General features: G+C 60.5%; 15 protein-coding genes. 9 read left to right on the top strand and 6 right to left on the bottom strand.

Going from position 1 to position 14,468, the window contains the following annotated elements; genetic code table 11:
- Positions 1 to 186: 186 nt before the first annotated feature.
- The 6 genes from queA to ubiB are packed head-to-tail and all read left to right on the top strand — an operon-like array spanning position 187 to position 5,147.
- Positions 187 to 1,218: a tRNA preQ1(34) S-adenosylmethionine ribosyltransferase-isomerase QueA gene (gene queA / locus HWX34_RS03955; protein ID WP_178971085.1), complete on the top strand. Its 1,032-nt coding sequence runs from the start codon at positions 187 to 189 to the stop codon at positions 1,216 to 1,218.
- A 27-nt stretch (positions 1,219 to 1,245) separates the two neighbouring features.
- The gene (locus HWX34_RS03950; protein WP_178971084.1) at positions 1,246 to 1,617 is read left to right on the top strand and encodes a gamma-butyrobetaine hydroxylase-like domain-containing protein; all 372 of its coding nucleotides are present in this window, start codon (positions 1,246 to 1,248) and stop codon (positions 1,615 to 1,617) included.
- Between the two features lie 2 nt (positions 1,618 to 1,619).
- Complete coding sequence (gene ubiE / locus HWX34_RS03945; protein ID WP_045845476.1) at positions 1,620 to 2,354, top strand: bifunctional demethylmenaquinone methyltransferase/2-methoxy-6-polyprenyl-1,4-benzoquinol methylase UbiE; 735 nt, start codon at positions 1,620 to 1,622, stop codon at positions 2,352 to 2,354.
- 11 nt (positions 2,355 to 2,365) lie between these two features.
- On the top strand, positions 2,366 to 2,995 hold the full coding sequence (locus HWX34_RS03940; RefSeq protein WP_178971083.1) for a LysE family translocator: 630 nt from the start codon (positions 2,366 to 2,368) through the stop codon (positions 2,993 to 2,995).
- Positions 2,996 to 3,022: 27 nt separating this feature from the next.
- A complete protein-coding gene (locus tag HWX34_RS03935) occupies positions 3,023 to 3,601 on the top strand; it encodes an SCP2 domain-containing protein (RefSeq protein ID WP_178971082.1) in 579 nt (192 codons plus the stop codon).
- A gap of 19 nt (positions 3,602 to 3,620) precedes the next feature.
- Positions 3,621 to 5,147 (top strand): ubiquinone biosynthesis regulatory protein kinase UbiB, encoded by a 1,527-nt coding sequence (ubiB, locus tag HWX34_RS03930; RefSeq protein WP_178971081.1) that lies wholly within the window; start codon positions 3,621 to 3,623, stop codon positions 5,145 to 5,147.
- 78 nt (positions 5,148 to 5,225) lie between these two features.
- Here the strand turns inward: ubiB and HWX34_RS03925 are convergent, their stop codons facing one another.
- The 5 genes from HWX34_RS03925 to HWX34_RS03905 all read right to left on the bottom strand — a co-directional run bounded on the left by HWX34_RS03925 (position 5,226) and on the right by HWX34_RS03905 (position 10,577).
- Positions 5,226 to 5,906, bottom strand: coding sequence for a CoA transferase subunit B (locus HWX34_RS03925; protein WP_178971080.1), 681 nt, complete (start codon positions 5,904 to 5,906; stop codon positions 5,226 to 5,228).
- Between the two features lie 2 nt (positions 5,907 to 5,908).
- Positions 5,909 to 6,622 (bottom strand): CoA transferase subunit A, encoded by a 714-nt coding sequence (locus HWX34_RS03920; RefSeq protein ID WP_178971079.1) that lies wholly within the window; start codon positions 6,620 to 6,622, stop codon positions 5,909 to 5,911.
- Positions 6,623 to 6,645: 23 nt separating this feature from the next.
- A complete protein-coding gene (locus HWX34_RS03915; protein ID WP_178971078.1) occupies positions 6,646 to 7,422 on the bottom strand; it encodes a 3-hydroxybutyrate dehydrogenase in 777 nt (258 codons plus the stop codon).
- Between the two features lie 54 nt (positions 7,423 to 7,476).
- Entirely contained in the window at positions 7,477 to 8,868 is a 1,392-nt protein-coding gene (locus tag HWX34_RS03910; protein ID WP_178971077.1) for a GntP family permease, read from the bottom strand.
- 293 nt (positions 8,869 to 9,161) lie between these two features.
- The gene (locus HWX34_RS03905; protein WP_370459665.1) at positions 9,162 to 10,577 is read right to left on the bottom strand and encodes a sigma-54 interaction domain-containing protein; all 1,416 of its coding nucleotides are present in this window, start codon (positions 10,575 to 10,577) and stop codon (positions 9,162 to 9,164) included.
- Positions 10,578 to 10,708: 131 nt separating this feature from the next.
- Here HWX34_RS03905 and HWX34_RS03900 point away from each other — a divergent pair, with 131 nt between their 5' ends.
- Entirely contained in the window at positions 10,709 to 11,068 is a 360-nt protein-coding gene (locus HWX34_RS03900) for a carboxymuconolactone decarboxylase family protein (RefSeq protein ID WP_178971076.1), read from the top strand.
- A 75-nt stretch (positions 11,069 to 11,143) separates the two neighbouring features.
- Here HWX34_RS03900 and HWX34_RS03895 read toward each other — a convergent pair whose 3' ends face one another.
- Positions 11,144 to 11,512: an Mth938-like domain-containing protein gene (locus tag HWX34_RS03895; protein ID WP_045845718.1), complete on the bottom strand. Its 369-nt coding sequence runs from the start codon at positions 11,510 to 11,512 to the stop codon at positions 11,144 to 11,146.
- A 245-nt stretch (positions 11,513 to 11,757) separates the two neighbouring features.
- On the opposite strand from HWX34_RS03895, the gene HWX34_RS03890 reads away from it, so the two are divergent.
- Positions 11,758 to 12,987: a pyridoxal phosphate-dependent aminotransferase gene (locus HWX34_RS03890; protein WP_178971121.1), complete on the top strand. Its 1,230-nt coding sequence runs from the start codon at positions 11,758 to 11,760 to the stop codon at positions 12,985 to 12,987.
- A 139-nt stretch (positions 12,988 to 13,126) separates the two neighbouring features.
- Positions 13,127 to 14,437, top strand: coding sequence for a homoserine dehydrogenase (locus HWX34_RS03885; protein ID WP_178971075.1), 1,311 nt, complete (start codon positions 13,127 to 13,129; stop codon positions 14,435 to 14,437).
- Positions 14,438 to 14,468 lie beyond the last annotated feature (31 nt).

The following is a 14,468-nucleotide window of genomic DNA, read 5'->3' as shown; positions in this document are numbered from 1 at the left end:
CCCGAAAAGCCCGCCATTTCGAGCGAAAGCACTACAGTGAACCGCATTTTAAACGGTGGCAAATTTTTTACAGTTTCTTGCCACATACCCTTGATCAAGCTCAAATTCGGCCCAAGGCCGAACAAGTCCGTGCCGGGGCTGGCGGTCGCAGGTATAATTTGCCGGTTTTGATTCGAGCTTCACACCATGCTGCTGTCTGATTTTGATTACCACCTGCCTGACCACCTGATTGCCCAGCACCCGCCTGCGGTGCGTGGTGCCAGCCGTTTGCTGCACGTTGCCGGCTCTACCCTCAGCGACGGCCAGTTTGCCGATTTTGCCAGTCTGCTTAGGCCGGGCGACGTGATGGTGTTCAACGACACCCGCGTGATCAAGGCGCGGCTGTTTGGCGAAAAAGCCAGTGGCGGCAAGATTGAAGCGCTGATCGAACGCGTACTGGACGAACACACCGCGCTGGCCCATATCCGTTCTTCCAAATCGCCCAAGCCGGGCACACGGCTGATTTTTGCCGAGCGCTGGGAAGCGGAAATGCTGGGGCGCGAGGGCGAGCTGTTCAAGCTGCGCTTTCTGGCCGAGGACAATCTGTTCGATATTCTGGACGCCTCCGGCAAGCTGCCGCTGCCTCCCTATATAGAGAGAACGGCAGAGGGCGAGGACGATGAGCGCTACCAGACCGTGTATGCGCGCGAAAAAGGCGCAGTAGCCGCACCCACTGCCGGCCTGCACTTTACCGAAGAAATGCTGGCGGCCTTGCAGGCCAAGGGTGTGGAACTGGCTTATGTCACCCTGCATGTGGGCGCGGGCACTTTCCAGCCGGTACGGGTGGAAAACATTGCTGACCACAAGATGCACAGCGAAATCTACGATGTGCCGCAACGGACATACGATCTGATCCAGGCCGCCCATGCCCGTGGCAGCAAGGTGCTGGCCGTGGGCACCACCAGCATGCGCGCGCTGGAATCCGCTGCGCGCAGCGGTGAGCTGGTGGCTGGCCGGGGTGAAACCGACATTTTCATCACGCCGGGGTATCGCTTCCGCGTGGTGGACCGCCTGCTGACCAATTTCCACCTGCCCAAATCGACACTGCTGATGCTGGTGTCGGCCTTTGCCGGCTATGCGGAAATGCGTGCGGCCTACGCCCATGCGGTACAGCAGGAATACCGTTTCTTCAGCTATGGCGACGCCATGCTGCTGGAGCGCAAGGATGAACAGGGCTGAAGCCCTAACTCTACCGATGAGGCAGACATGGCAGGATTGACCCCAGATAGCCCGCAAGTGCAGGAAGTCACCTTGCACGCAGTGTCCCGCACGCTGGAAATCAGTTATGAAGACGGTGCCCGTTTCCAGTTGCCGGCCGAATATTTGCGCGTGTATTCGCCATCGGCCGAAGTGCGCGGGCATGGTGTGGGGCAGGAAGTATTGCAAACAGGCAAGCGCCATGTCGGCATCACCGCGCTGGAGCCGGTTGGCCATTACGCACTGAAGATCACCTTTGATGACGGCCACGATAGCGGCCTCTATAGCTGGTCTTACCTTTACGAGCTGGGCACGCAGCAGACCGCGTACTGGCAGGATTATTTGAATCGCCTCGCCGCCGCTGGCGCGAGCAGGGAGTGAATATGGATCAAGAAACGCATTTTGGCTTCAAGACGGTGGCCGAAAGTGAAAAAGCCGGCAAGGTAGCCGAGGTTTTCCACTCTGTCGCCAAGAAGTACGACGTGATGAACGACCTGATGTCCGGTGGCCTGCATCGCGTGTGGAAGCATTTTACCCTCACCACCTCCGGCGTGAAACCCGGTGACAAGGTGCTGGACATTGCCGGTGGCACTGGCGACCTGGCGCGCGGCTGGAGCAAGCGCGTGGGCAAGAAGGGCGAAGTATGGCTGACCGACATCAACAGCTCCATGCTGACCGTGGGGCGTGACCGCCTGCTGGATGAAGGCCTGATTCTGCCGGTATCGCTGGCGGACGCGGAAAAACTGCCCTTCCCGGACAATTATTTCGACGCCGTGTCGGTGGCCTTCGGCCTGCGCAACATGACGCACAAGGACGCCGCGCTGAAAGAAATGTGCCGCGTGCTCAAGCCGGGTGGCAAGCTGATGGTGCTGGAGTTTTCCAAGGTATGGAAACCGCTGTCGCCCTTCTATGACTTCTATTCCTTCAAGGCGCTGCCGGTGATGGGCAAGATGGTTGCCGGCGATGCTGACAGCTACCAGTACCTGGCCGAATCCATCCGCATGCATCCGGATCAGGAAACCCTGAAGGCCATGATGCTGGAAGCCGGTTTCGGCAAGGTGGATTACCACAATATGACCGGCGGCGTGGTGGCGCTGCACAAGGGCTACAAACTGTAAGGAAGCACGCCATGGATGGCATCACCAATCTGTGGGCCTTCATGGCGGCAGGCTTGTTACTCAACCTGACGCCTGGCCCGGATACCTTTTACATTCTAGGCCGCAGCACGGCGCAGGGCAGCAAGGTGGGGCTGTTGTCGGCGTTGGGCATAGGTCTTGGCAGTCTGGGCCACACCCTGCTGGCGGCCTTTGGCCTGTCGGCGCTGCTGGCCACCTCGGCCATGGCCTTTCTGGCGGTAAAGCTGCTGGGCGCAGGCTATTTGCTTTACTTGGGCGTCAAGATGCTGCGCAAGCCCGGTAACAGCGTGGCTGGCGATACCGCCGCGCTGGAAGCGGCTCGGCCGGGCAAGATTCTGCGTGAGGCCTTCTTCACCAATCTGTTCAATCCCAAGGTGGCGCTGTTTTTCCTCGCCTTTCTGCCGCAGTTCGTCAAACCGGGTGCCACCGCCCTGTCTTTTGTCATTCTGGGGCTGACCTTTGTCGCCACCGGCCTGGCCTGGTGCACCTTGCTGGCCTTGCTGTCGGCGCGGTTGGGTGACTGGCTGCGGCGCAAGGGCGTGGCACAGCGGCTGGACCAGCTATGCGGTGGCCTGTTCATCCTGCTGGGTATCAATCTCTTGTTTGCCCGCTTGAAACACTGAGCCAGCACTCATTCCGGAGAAGACACGATGCGCATTCAGATTGCCGTATTCAATCATCTGCTCAACCAGCAGCCCGCCGTGCGAGCCGAACTGGCAGCCCATGCCGGGCGACGCCTGGGCGTGGTGCTGGCACCGCTGACGGTGCGTGGCGTGATTACCGAGGAAGGGTTGCTGGCCGCCTGCGAGGGCGAGCCGGAGGCCACCATCCGCCTGAGTCATGCCGCGGCGCTGGCTGCTGCCAGCGGGCGCGACCCGGCGTTGAACGAGGTGACGTTGGAGGGCGATGCCGAACTGGCCGCCGCTGTGGGCAGGCTGTTGTCGCGTCTGCGCTGGGATGCCGGTGAAGATTTGTCCCGCGTGGTGGGCGATGTCGCTGCCAATCGCCTGCAACGCGTGGCGCGCGCCTCACTGGGTTTCAAGGGTGAGATTGCCTGGCGCTTGCTGGAAAACTGGGTGGAACACTTGCGGGAAGAAGCCCCCTTGCTGGCCAGCCGCCAGGCAGTAGGCGGCTTTGTGGCCGCAGTGGATAGCCTGCGTGACGATGTGGCGCGCAGCGAAAAACGACTGGCGCGGCTGGAAGCGGCGCTGGCGCAAACCAAGGAATAAGGGCAAGCCCGTTCTCATTATGCGGATTTCGCGTTTTTTCAAGATTGTTTCCACGCTGTACCGGTATGGCCTGGATGATTTCTTCCAGGGCCATTCCCGGCTGGGCTTTGTTCATTCACTGCTGAAACTGTGCCCGGTGCCGCGCGATGTCAGTGCACCGCTGCCTGAGCGTGTCAGGCTGGCGCTGGAAAGCCTGGGGCCGATTTTCGTCAAGTTCGGCCAGGTGCTGTCCACCCGGCGCGACTTGCTGCCGCCGGACTATGCCGATGCACTGGCTCACCTGCAGGACCGTGTCGCCCCGTTTGACGGCGCACTGGCACGGCAGGTGATCGAACAGAGCTTCGGACAGCCGGTGGAAAACCTGTATGTGGATTTTGATATCACCCCGGTGGCCAGTGCCTCGGTGGCACAAGTACACAAGGCCTGGCTGAAACAGCCGGATGGCAGCCGTGGCCGCGAAGTGGCGGTCAAGGTATTGCGCCCGGGCATCCAGCCGGTGATCGAAGGGGACCTGGCCTTGATGGCCACGCTGGCAGGCTGGGTGGAACGCTTCTTCATCGACGGCAAGCGCTTGAAGCCGCGCGAGGTGGTGGCCGAGTTCGACAAATACCTGCACGACGAACTGGACATGATGCACGAAGCGGCCAATGCCTCGCAGCTGCGCCGCAACTTTACCGGTTCGGACATGCTGATCGTGCCGGAAGTGTTTTACGACTACAGCAACCGCCAGGTGCTGACGCTGGAATGGATGCACGGCACACCGGTAGGGCAGATTGACCGCCTGCGCGAGCAGGGCGTGGACCTGCGCAAGCTGTCGCGCTTCGGGGTGGAAATCTTCTTCACCCAGGTATTCCGTCACGGTTTTTTCCATGCCGACATGCACCCGGGCAATATCTTCGTGGCGGAAGACGGCCGTTATATCGCACTGGATTTCGGCATCGTCGGCAGCCTCACCGACGAGGACAAGCATTATCTGGCCGTCAACTTCCTGGCTTTCTTCAACCGTGATTACCACCGGGTGGCCACCGCGCACATCGAATCGGGCTGGGTACCGAAAGAAACACGGGCCGAAGAGCTGGAAGCAGCGGTGCGCACGGTGTGCGAACCCATTTTCGAAAAGCCGCTGTCACAGATTTCCTTTGGTCTGGTGCTGCTGCGCCTGTTTGAAACCAGCCGCCGCTTCAATGTGGAAATCCAGCCGCAGCTGGTATTGCTGCAGAAAACCCTGCTCAATATCGAGGGCCTGGGTCGCCAGCTGGACCCGGAGCTGGACTTGTGGGACACTGCCAAGCCCTTCCTCACCAAGTGGATGAACGAGCAGATCGGCTGGCGCGGCATGCTGCGCACGCTCAAGCAGGAGGCACCGCAATGGGCCACCACCCTGCCCACACTGCCGCGCAAGCTGAACGAAGCCTTGTCAGCAGCCAAGAGCGATTTGCTGGTGGAGGGCTATATGCACCTGATGCGCGAACAGAAACGGCAGAACTTCCTGCTCAGCCTGATTGCTATCCTGCTGACCGCCTTGCTGGTCAAATCCTTGCTCTAGCACTTGCGGACGGATAATAAAAAAGCACGCCTCTGGCCATCAGACGCGTGCTTTTTTCATGGCTGATGTGAAGCTAACTCAGCTGGTGATGGCGCTTTCGCTTGCGTGCAGGGCTGCCGGCACATGCAGCGGGGCAGCGGTACGGGCGCGGATGTCGGCTACGCTGACATCCGGTGCCAGCTCTTGCAGATGCAGGCCGTCTGCCTCCACCCGGATGACGCCCAGGTCGGTGATGATCAGGCTGACCACCCCCACACCGGTCAGCGGCAGGGTGCAGCGTTCCAGCAGCTTGGCTTCTTCGCTGCCGTCCTTTTTCTTGGCAGTGTGTTCCATCAGCACCACCACCTTGCCGACACCGGCCACCAGGTCCATCGCCCCGCCCATGCCCTTGACCATTTTGCCTGGAATCATCCAGTTGGCCAGGTCGCCATGCTGGCTGACCTGCATCGCGCCGAGGATGGCCAGATTGATCTTGCCGCCGCGTATCATGCCGAAGGAGTCGGCCGAACTGAAAATGGCCGAACCGGGCAGGGTGGTGACGGTTTGTTTGCCGGCGTTGATCAGGTCCGGGTCGACTTCGTCTTCGGTCGGAAACGGGCCAATGCCCAGCAAGCCGTTTTCCGATTGCAGCCACACTTCCATGCCGGCAGGCACGTGGTTGGCCACCAGCGTGGGCAGGCCTATGCCCAGATTCACATAAAAGCCATCTTGCAGTTCCTGTGCTGCTCGTGCAGCCATTTGTTCGCGTGTCCAGGCCATGTTCATGCCTCCGTCAGGGTGGCGTTGCGCACGGTGCGCTGCTCTATGCGTTTTTCCGGATGCGGGTTGAGTACCAGTCGTTGCACAAAGATGCCCGGGGTATGGATGGTGTCCGGGTCCAGTACACCGTTTTCGACAATTTCTTCCACCTCGGCCACGGTGATGCGTCCGGCCATCGCCACATTCGGGTTGAAATTACGCGCGGTGCGGCGGTAAACCAGGTTCCCGGCCCGGTCGGCCTTCCAGGCCTTGACCAGGGCAATGTCGGCAAACAGCGCCTGTTCCAGAATGTGCGGGTGGCCATTGAATTCGCGCACTTCCTTGCCTTCGGCGACCAGCGTGCCGTAGCCGGTGCGGGTAAAGAAGGCGGGAATGCCGCTGCCGGCAGCACGCAGCTTTTCCGCCAGTGTGCCTTGCGGGGTGAATTCCAGCTCCAGCTCGCCGCTCAGGTATTGGCGTTCGAATTCCTTGTTTTCCCCGACATAGGACGACACCATCTTGCGGATTTGCCGGGTTTGCAGCAGTTGGCCCAGGCCAAAGCCATCCACCCCGGCATTATTGGAAATGGCGGTGAGATTGCGCACGCCACTGTCGCGCAGTGCCGCAATCAGCGCTTCGGGAATGCCGCACAGGCCGAAGCCGCCCACGGCAATGGTCTGGCCGTCGGCCACAATGTCAGCCAATGCACTGGCGGCGTCGGGGTAAAGCTTGTTCATTGCATTGTCCTTGCTTGCGTCGCTTATTGGGCGGTCCAGCCGCCATCCATCGCCCAGGCGGCACCGCGTACTTCATCGGCAGCCGGGCTGCATAAAAACACTGCCAGCGCACCCAGTTGCGCCGGGGTGACAAACTGGCCGGAGGGTTGCTTTTCGGCCAGCAAGTCATGCTGGGCTTGCTGCGGGCTGATGCCCTGTGCGCTGGCGCGGTCGGCAATCTGCTGTGCCACCAGCGGGGTGAGCACCCAGCCGGGACAAATGGCATTGCAGGTGACGGGGCTGTGGGCGGTTTCCAGTGCCACGGTCTTGGTGAGGCCCAGCACGCCATGCTTGGCTGCCACATAGGCGGCCTTGCCGCTGGAAGCCACCAGCCCATGGGTGGAGGCGATATTGATGATGCGGCCCCAGCCGCGCTGGCGCATCAGTGGCAGCAGCAGGCGGCTGGTGTGGAATACCGCGCTCAGGTTGATGGCCAGCACCTTGTCCCATTGGTCCGGCGGGAAGGCTTCGATAGGGGCTACGTGCTGGATGCCTGCATTGTTGACCAGAATCTCCACGCCGCCTGTTTCGTGTGCGGCAAAGGCGCACAGTGCGTCAATCTGGGCCGGGTCGGATAGGTCTGCCGGGTGATGCCATGCCTGCACGCCACAGGCCCGGATGCTCTCCAGCGCAGCGTCGATGTTGCCAAAACCATTCAGTACGATATCGGCCCCGGCTTCGGCCAATGCCTGGGCAATGCCCAGACCGATACCGCTGGTGGAGCCGGTAACCAGCGCAGTTTTGCCTGCCAGTGTTGTCATGTTGATTGTCCTGTCTGGCCCCGCTGCAAGGCAGGGCCGGTTTGATGGATGGGTTTACACCAGACCTGTGAGGTAGAACACGCTGATCACGAAGAACACAGCCAGCGTCTTGATCAGGGTGACGGCAAAGATGTCGCGGTAAGCCTCACGGTGAGTCAGGCCGGTGACGGCCAGCAGGGTGATGACCGCGCCGTTATGCGGCAAAGTGTCCATGCCGCCACTGGCCATGGCGACGACCCGGTGCAGCACTTCCAGTGGAATGCCGGCAGCCTGAGAGGCAGCGATGAACTGCTCGCCCATGGCGGCCAGGGCAATGCTCATGCCGCCGGAAGCCGAGCCGGTGACGCCCGCCAGTGTGCTGACGGTGACTGCGGCATTCACCAGCGGGTTAGGAATGCTTTGCAAGGCATGGCCAATCACCATGAAGCCGGGCAGGGCGGCAATCACCGCGCCAAAGCCGTATTCCGACGCGGTGTTCATCGCCGCCAGCATGGCACCGGCAATCGCCCCCTTGCTGCCTTCGGCAAAGCGCTCCTTGATGGCGGGCCAGGCAGTAAGTGCGACAAAAGCAATGCCCAGTAGCAGGGCGGCTTCCACCGACCAGATGGCCGTAACGGTGGAAATCTGGGTGGTGACCGGCTTGGCCATGCCTGCCAGATGCAGTGCGTGACTGCTGCCGTACCAGGCGGGAATCCAGCGGGTGAAGGCAAAGTTGCTGATGCCAATCAACAGCAACGGTGCTATGGCCAGCCAGGGTGAGGGCAGGCTGCTGGTATCGACGTGTTCCGGCTCGTTGCGCAAGTCGGTGCCATAGCCTTCTCCCCTGGCCATCAGGCTGCGGCGACGCCATTCCAGATACGCCAGCCCCACCAGGGTGATGAATACCGCACCGCAGATACCCAGTGCCGGGGCGGCCCAGGCAGTAGTCTTGAAGAAGGTGGTGGGGATGATGTTCTGGATTTGCGGCGTGCCCGGCAGCGCATCCATGGTGAATGAAAACGCGCCCAGCGCTACGGTGCCGGGGATCAGTCGCTTGGGAATATTGCTCTGGCGGAACAGTTCGGCGGCAAAGGGGTAGACGGCAAACACCACCACGAACAGCGATACCCCGCCATAAGTCAGCAACGCACACACCGCCACAATCACGGCGATGGCGCGCTTTTCACCAATAAAACGGATGACGGCTGCCACGATGGATTTGGAAAAGCCGGACATTTCCACCAGCTTGCCGAATACCGAACCCAGCAGAAACACCGGGAAGTACAGCTTGATGAAGCCCACCATCTTGTCCATGAACAGGCCGCTGAAAGCGGGTGCCACGGCAGAGGGGTCGGTCAGCAGCACCGCACCCAGTGCGGCCAGTGGTGCCATCAGGATGACGCTGTAGCCGCGATAAGCGGCCAGCATCAGGAAGAACAGGGCCAGCAAGACCACGATAAAACTCATGGTGTATCTCCTCAATCATTGTTGTATGGCCTGTGCAAGACCGGTCGATCATGGGTATGCCCCATGTCGGTGCATTGACATTGCAGGAAGCGTGCCAGATTTACTGTTTGTTTTAAATCAATGACTTGCCGTGATTTCGGGGCGGGAGACTGGTTTGTTGTCTCGATTTGGAGACGAGCTCAACGGTACCGCATGGCGGGAAAGCCTTGTGGCAGCAGGAAAAACGGAGGAGTCTCGCTTTGTAGACGCCGTCTCTGTTTGGAGACGGCTAGTGGGAATGGTCTGGGTGCGTTTCAGAAATCACTTGGGTTGATGCCCAGTGCCGCCAGCTTTTTGTACAAGGTGGCACGGCCCATGCCCAATTGCCGCGCGGCGCTGGGGACATGGCCCTGACAGGCCTGCAAGGCCTGGCGTAGCAACTGGGCTTCATAGTGTGCCATTTGTTGCTGGTAGCTGGCACCGACCGGCGCAGCAGCTGTGCTCGGCTTGCCCAGCAGGGCATTGATGTCTTCTTCGTCCAGCAGGCTGCCGCGCCCCAGCATGCTGGCACGTTCCAGGATATTGCGCAGCTCGCGCACATTGCCGGGCCAGTGATAGGCGGCCAGCCTTTGCAGGGCGGCATGGCTGATCTGCTGGCGCGCCACATGGCCGTGCCGCGCCAGCTGGGCTAGCAGTGATTCGGCCAGCTGCGGCAGGTCTTGCAAATGGGCGCGCAAGGGCGGCAGCTGAATGGTGAGGACATTCAGCCGGTAGTAAAGGTCAGCACGGAAGCTGCCGGCGGCCACTTTTTCTTCCAGCTGGGCCGAGGTTGCCGCGATGATGCGGATGTCGGCGCGCAATACCCGGTTGCTACCCAATTGCTCGAATTCTTTATCTTGCAATACCCGCAACAGCTTGGCCTGCAAGCTGGCCGGCATGTCGCCGATTTCGTCCAGGAACAAGGTGCCGCCATCGGCCAGTTGCAGCTTGCCAATGCGGCCTTTCTTATCTGCGCCGGTATAGGCATTGGGGCTGGCACCAAATAACTCGGCTTCCAGCAGTGTGTCTGGGATGGCCGCCATGTTCAGGCTGACCAAAGGCTTGCCGGCGCGGGGCGAGGCGGCATGAATGGCATGCGCCAGCACCTCTTTGCCGGTGCCGGTTTCACCCAGCAGCAATACCGCGCCTTCCCGCGGGGCGGCCAGCATGGCCTGACGCCGCACTTCGTTGATCTGGCTGCTGTGACCGACAAAGTCGTCAAAGCTGTATTTGGCACGCCTGGCCTGTGCCAGCGATTCACGCGTGGCGGCCAGCTCCTCGCCCAGGCGGGCAAACTTGGCCACCAGGGGGGCCAGAGATTGAATCTGGTCGAACAGGGCAAAGCCCACTGCACCGATAATCTTGCCCTGGCCATCCTTCAGCGGCAGCCGCATCACCACCAGCTGGTCCTTGCCGGTGGGCATGATGTCCAGCAGCATCGGCACGCCGGTTCTCAGCACTTCGCGCATCTGGCTGTTGGGGATGACGTTTTCCACCGGCTGGCCCAGCGCAGCGGCCGGGTCGGCAAAGCCAAAGCGCTCGGCATAACGGGCATTGATCCAGATGATGCGCGCCTGATCGTCCACGATGACCGTGCCCTGGTAGCTGTCGTCCATGTGCTGGAACAGCGACTGCATTGCCCATTGGCGTACATGATCGTAGTCGGCCAGTGCGGTGGGAGTGTGGGACACGGGTCATCCTCGGGCGAGTGCAAGGCAGCCAGATTACCATGCCTGCATTTTGTGCTGGCGCGGTGCCAACATGCCTTGCAATGATATATAAAAATATATAATATCAATTTATAACTTATTGGGAGAGCAAAATGAGCCACGATTACACCGCACTGGCACAAGACCTGGGCAGCAAGCTGGCTGAATTCCGTCGCGAAATGCCTGACACCATGAAAGGCTTCGGCCAGATGAGCCGCGCCGCCCATACCGAGGGTGCGCTATCCAACAAGACCAAGGAGCTGATTGCGCTGGCCATCGGCATTGCCAGCCGCTGTCAGGGCTGTCTGGCCTTCCACAGCAAGGCACTGGTGGAGCTGGGCTGTACGCGGGCGGAGTTCATGGAAATGCTGCAAGTGGCTGTATATATGGGCGGTGGCCCATCCTTGATGACCGCAGCCGAAAGCTTGCAAGCGTTTGAAGAGTTTGGTGGCGAGAAAGCTGCGGCTGTCTGAAGCCAGCTGCTTGCCAGATACAAGCAAAAGCTCCGCAGGACAGCAATGCGGGGCTTTGCTATGTTGGACGCAGGTTCAGATGGCCAGGATGGCGGCAATCACCCGGCGGTCTTCCGCCATCAGGATATTGAAGGTACGACAGGCCGCCTGGGTATCCATCACATCCACGCCGATCCCGGCATTGGTCAGGGCAGCCATCAGTTTGGGGTGGAAAAAGCGCAGGCTGGCACCAGAGCCAAACAGCACCACCTCCGGCTGCATCTCCAGCAGCATGCTGAAATGCTGTTCCGTCAGGCTGGCAAAATCGGCCACGCCCCAGGGCTGCACGCTGTCCGGGGTGACAATCAGGTTGCCATCATGGCGTTCGGCATTGATCAGGACATGGCCTTCGCCGTAGCCGGTAAACAGGTTTTTGCCCAGTCCCAGGGCCTGATGCATTTTCATGGAGTGGATTTCCCGCAAGGAATAAAAATCAGCACGCAGCGCTGTTGCAGCCATGCCGGTATGGCGCGCACGTCGTCATGCAGTGCAACACGGATTGGGATAGGATTATACCCTGACCAGCCGCCAAGGTACGCTTTGCCCGTGGCCGGGACAGACAAGGGACTCCAATGAAAGACAACAAGCCGCGCCGCCGTCAGCATACTGCCGTAGCCGGGGCGCGGATCGTGACGGAAAAACAGGCCACCATGCAGCCAGTACACAAATCGCAGAAGCTCGCCAATGTCTGCTACGACATCCGTGGCCCGGTGCTTGAGCATGCCAAGAAGATGGAAGATGAAGGCCATCGCATCATCAAGCTGAATATCGGCAACCCGGCGCCGTTCGGTTTTTTTGCGCCGGATGAAATCATCGAAGACGTCATCGCCAATCTGCCATCCGCCTCCGGCTATTCCGACTCCAAAGGCCTGTTCGCCGCGCGCAAGGCCATCATGCATTACGCGCAGGAAAAACAGCTGCCCAATGTCAGCATGGATGACATCATCATCGGCAACGGCGTGTCCGAGCTGATCGTGATGGCCATGCAGGCCTTGCTGGACAATGGCGACGAAGTGCTGGTGCCCGCTCCGGACTACCCGCTGTGGACCGCCGCAGTCAGCCTGGCTGGTGGCAAGGCGCTGCACTATGTCTGTGACGAAGAGCAGGGCTGGTTCCCCAGCATCGACGACATCCGCGCCAAGATCACCCCCAATACCCGCGCCATCGTGGTGATCAACCCCAACAACCCTACCGGCGCTGTGTATCCGCCGGCGCTGTTGCAACAGATTGTCGACCTGGCGCGCCAGCACCAGTTGATCATCTATGCTGATGAAATCTACGACAAGGTGTTGTACGACGAGGTCAAGCACACCTCCATTGCCTCGCTGGCACCGGACCTGCTGGTCGTCACTTTCAACGGCCTGTCCAAGAACTACCGCGCCTGTGGCTATCGCGCTGGCTGGATGATTCTGTGTGGCGAGAAAAAACATGCGCGCGACTATATTGAAGGCCTGAACATGCTGGCCTCGATGCGCCTGTGTGCCAACGTACCGGCACAGTTCGCCATTCAGACTGCCTTGGGCGGTTATCAGAGCATAGACGACCTGGTGGCGCCCAGCGGACGTCTGGCGCGGCAGCGTGACCTGGCGCACAAGCTGCTCACCGATATTCCGGGGGTGACTTGCGTCAAGCCGCAAGGGGCTTTGTACCTGTTCCCGCGGCTGGACCCCAAGATTTACCCCATCAGCGACGACCAGCAGTTCATCCTGGAACTGCTGCAGGAAGAAAAAGTGTTGCTGGTGCAGGGCAGCGGGTTTAACTGGATTGCGCCGGATCACTTCCGCGTGGTATTCCTTCCTAACTCGGATGACCTGATCGAAGCCATTGGCCGTATTGCCCGTTTCCTGGCGCGTTACCGCCAGCGTCACGGCACCGCCTGATGCTGCTTTCAGCCGACGGATGTCACACTCCGTCGGCTGAGTTATCCGCCTGAAGACCTCCTGGCAAGCCCGCAGCAGCCGTTTTGCCAAGAGGCCGTCGGCCCGGGACAAAACACTAGAGACAGACATGGAGAATGTTATGAAGCCGATCAATATTGGCCTGATGGGAGTGGGGACAGTCGGTGGCGGTACCGCCACCGTACTCAAGCGTAACGCCGAGGAAATCAGCCGCCGCGCCGGTCGCCCCATCCGCGTATGCATGGCTGCCAACCGTGATGTCGCACGTGCCCAGGAAGTACTGGGCGAAGGCGTACCGGTGGTGGATGACGCCATGCTGGTGGTCAACAATCCGGAAGTCGACATCGTGGTCGAACTGATCGGTGGCGACACCATCGCCAAGGAGCTGGTGCTCAAGGCCATCGAAAACGGCAAGCACGTGGTAACGGCCAACAAGAAGCTGCTGGCCGTGCATGGCAATGAAATCTTTGCCCGCGCCCAGGAAAAGGGCGTGATGGTGGCCTTTGAGGCTGCCGTGGCCGGTGGCATTCCCATTATCAAGGCGCTGCGTGAAGGCCTGTCGGCCAACCGTATCGAATGGATTGCCGGCATCATCAACGGCACCTCCAACTTCATCCTCACCGAAATGCGCGACAAGGGTGCCAGCTTCGCCGACGTACTGGGCGAAGCCCAGCGTCTGGGCTATGCCGAAGCCGACCCTACCTTCGACATCGAAGGCCACGACGCTGGTCACAAGCTCACCATCATGGCTGCGCTGGCCTTTGGTATCCCGATGCAGTTCGACAGCTGTTATCTGGAAGGCATCAGCAAGCTGGATGGCCGCGACATCAAGTACGCCGAAGAACTGGGCTACCGTGTCAAGCTGCTGGGCTTTACCCGCCGCACCGATGCCGGTGTCGAACTGCGCGTGCATCCGACACTGATTCCGGCCAGCCAGCTGATTGCCAACGTCAACGGCGTGATGAATGCCGTGCTGGCCAAGGGCGATGCCATCGGCCAGACCCTGCACTACGGTGCCGGTGCCGGCGCGCTGCCGACGGCTTCTGCCGTGGTGGCTGACATTGTCGACGTGACCCGCCTGCTGACTGCAGACCCGGAACACCGCGTGCCGCATCTGGCCTTCCAGCCGGACCAGCTGAAAAACCTGCCCATCCTGCCGATTGATGAGGTTTACAGCTCCTACTACCTGCGTATCGGTGCTGCTGACCGCGCTGGTGTGCTGGCCAATATCACCGGTCTGCTGGCAGAAAACGGCATTTCCATCGAGGCGCTGATCCAGAAAGGATCGGCCAGCGAGGGCAATGCCGAAGTGGTGATCCTCACCCACCGTGTGCAGGAACGCGCCATCAATGCAGCCATCACCGCCATCGAAGCGCTGGAAAGCGTATCGGGCAAGGTGGTGCGCCTGCGCATGGAAGAACTCAACGACTAAAGCAGTTGCCATCCCCGCGCCTGGGGGCGGG

This window comes from Aquitalea sp. LB_tupeE (assembly GCF_013391415.1).
Classification (GTDB): Bacteria; Pseudomonadota; Gammaproteobacteria; order Burkholderiales; family Chromobacteriaceae; genus Aquitalea.
The sequence above is the reverse complement of the archived record's forward strand: the minus strand, read 5'-3'. Positions and strand labels throughout refer to the sequence as shown.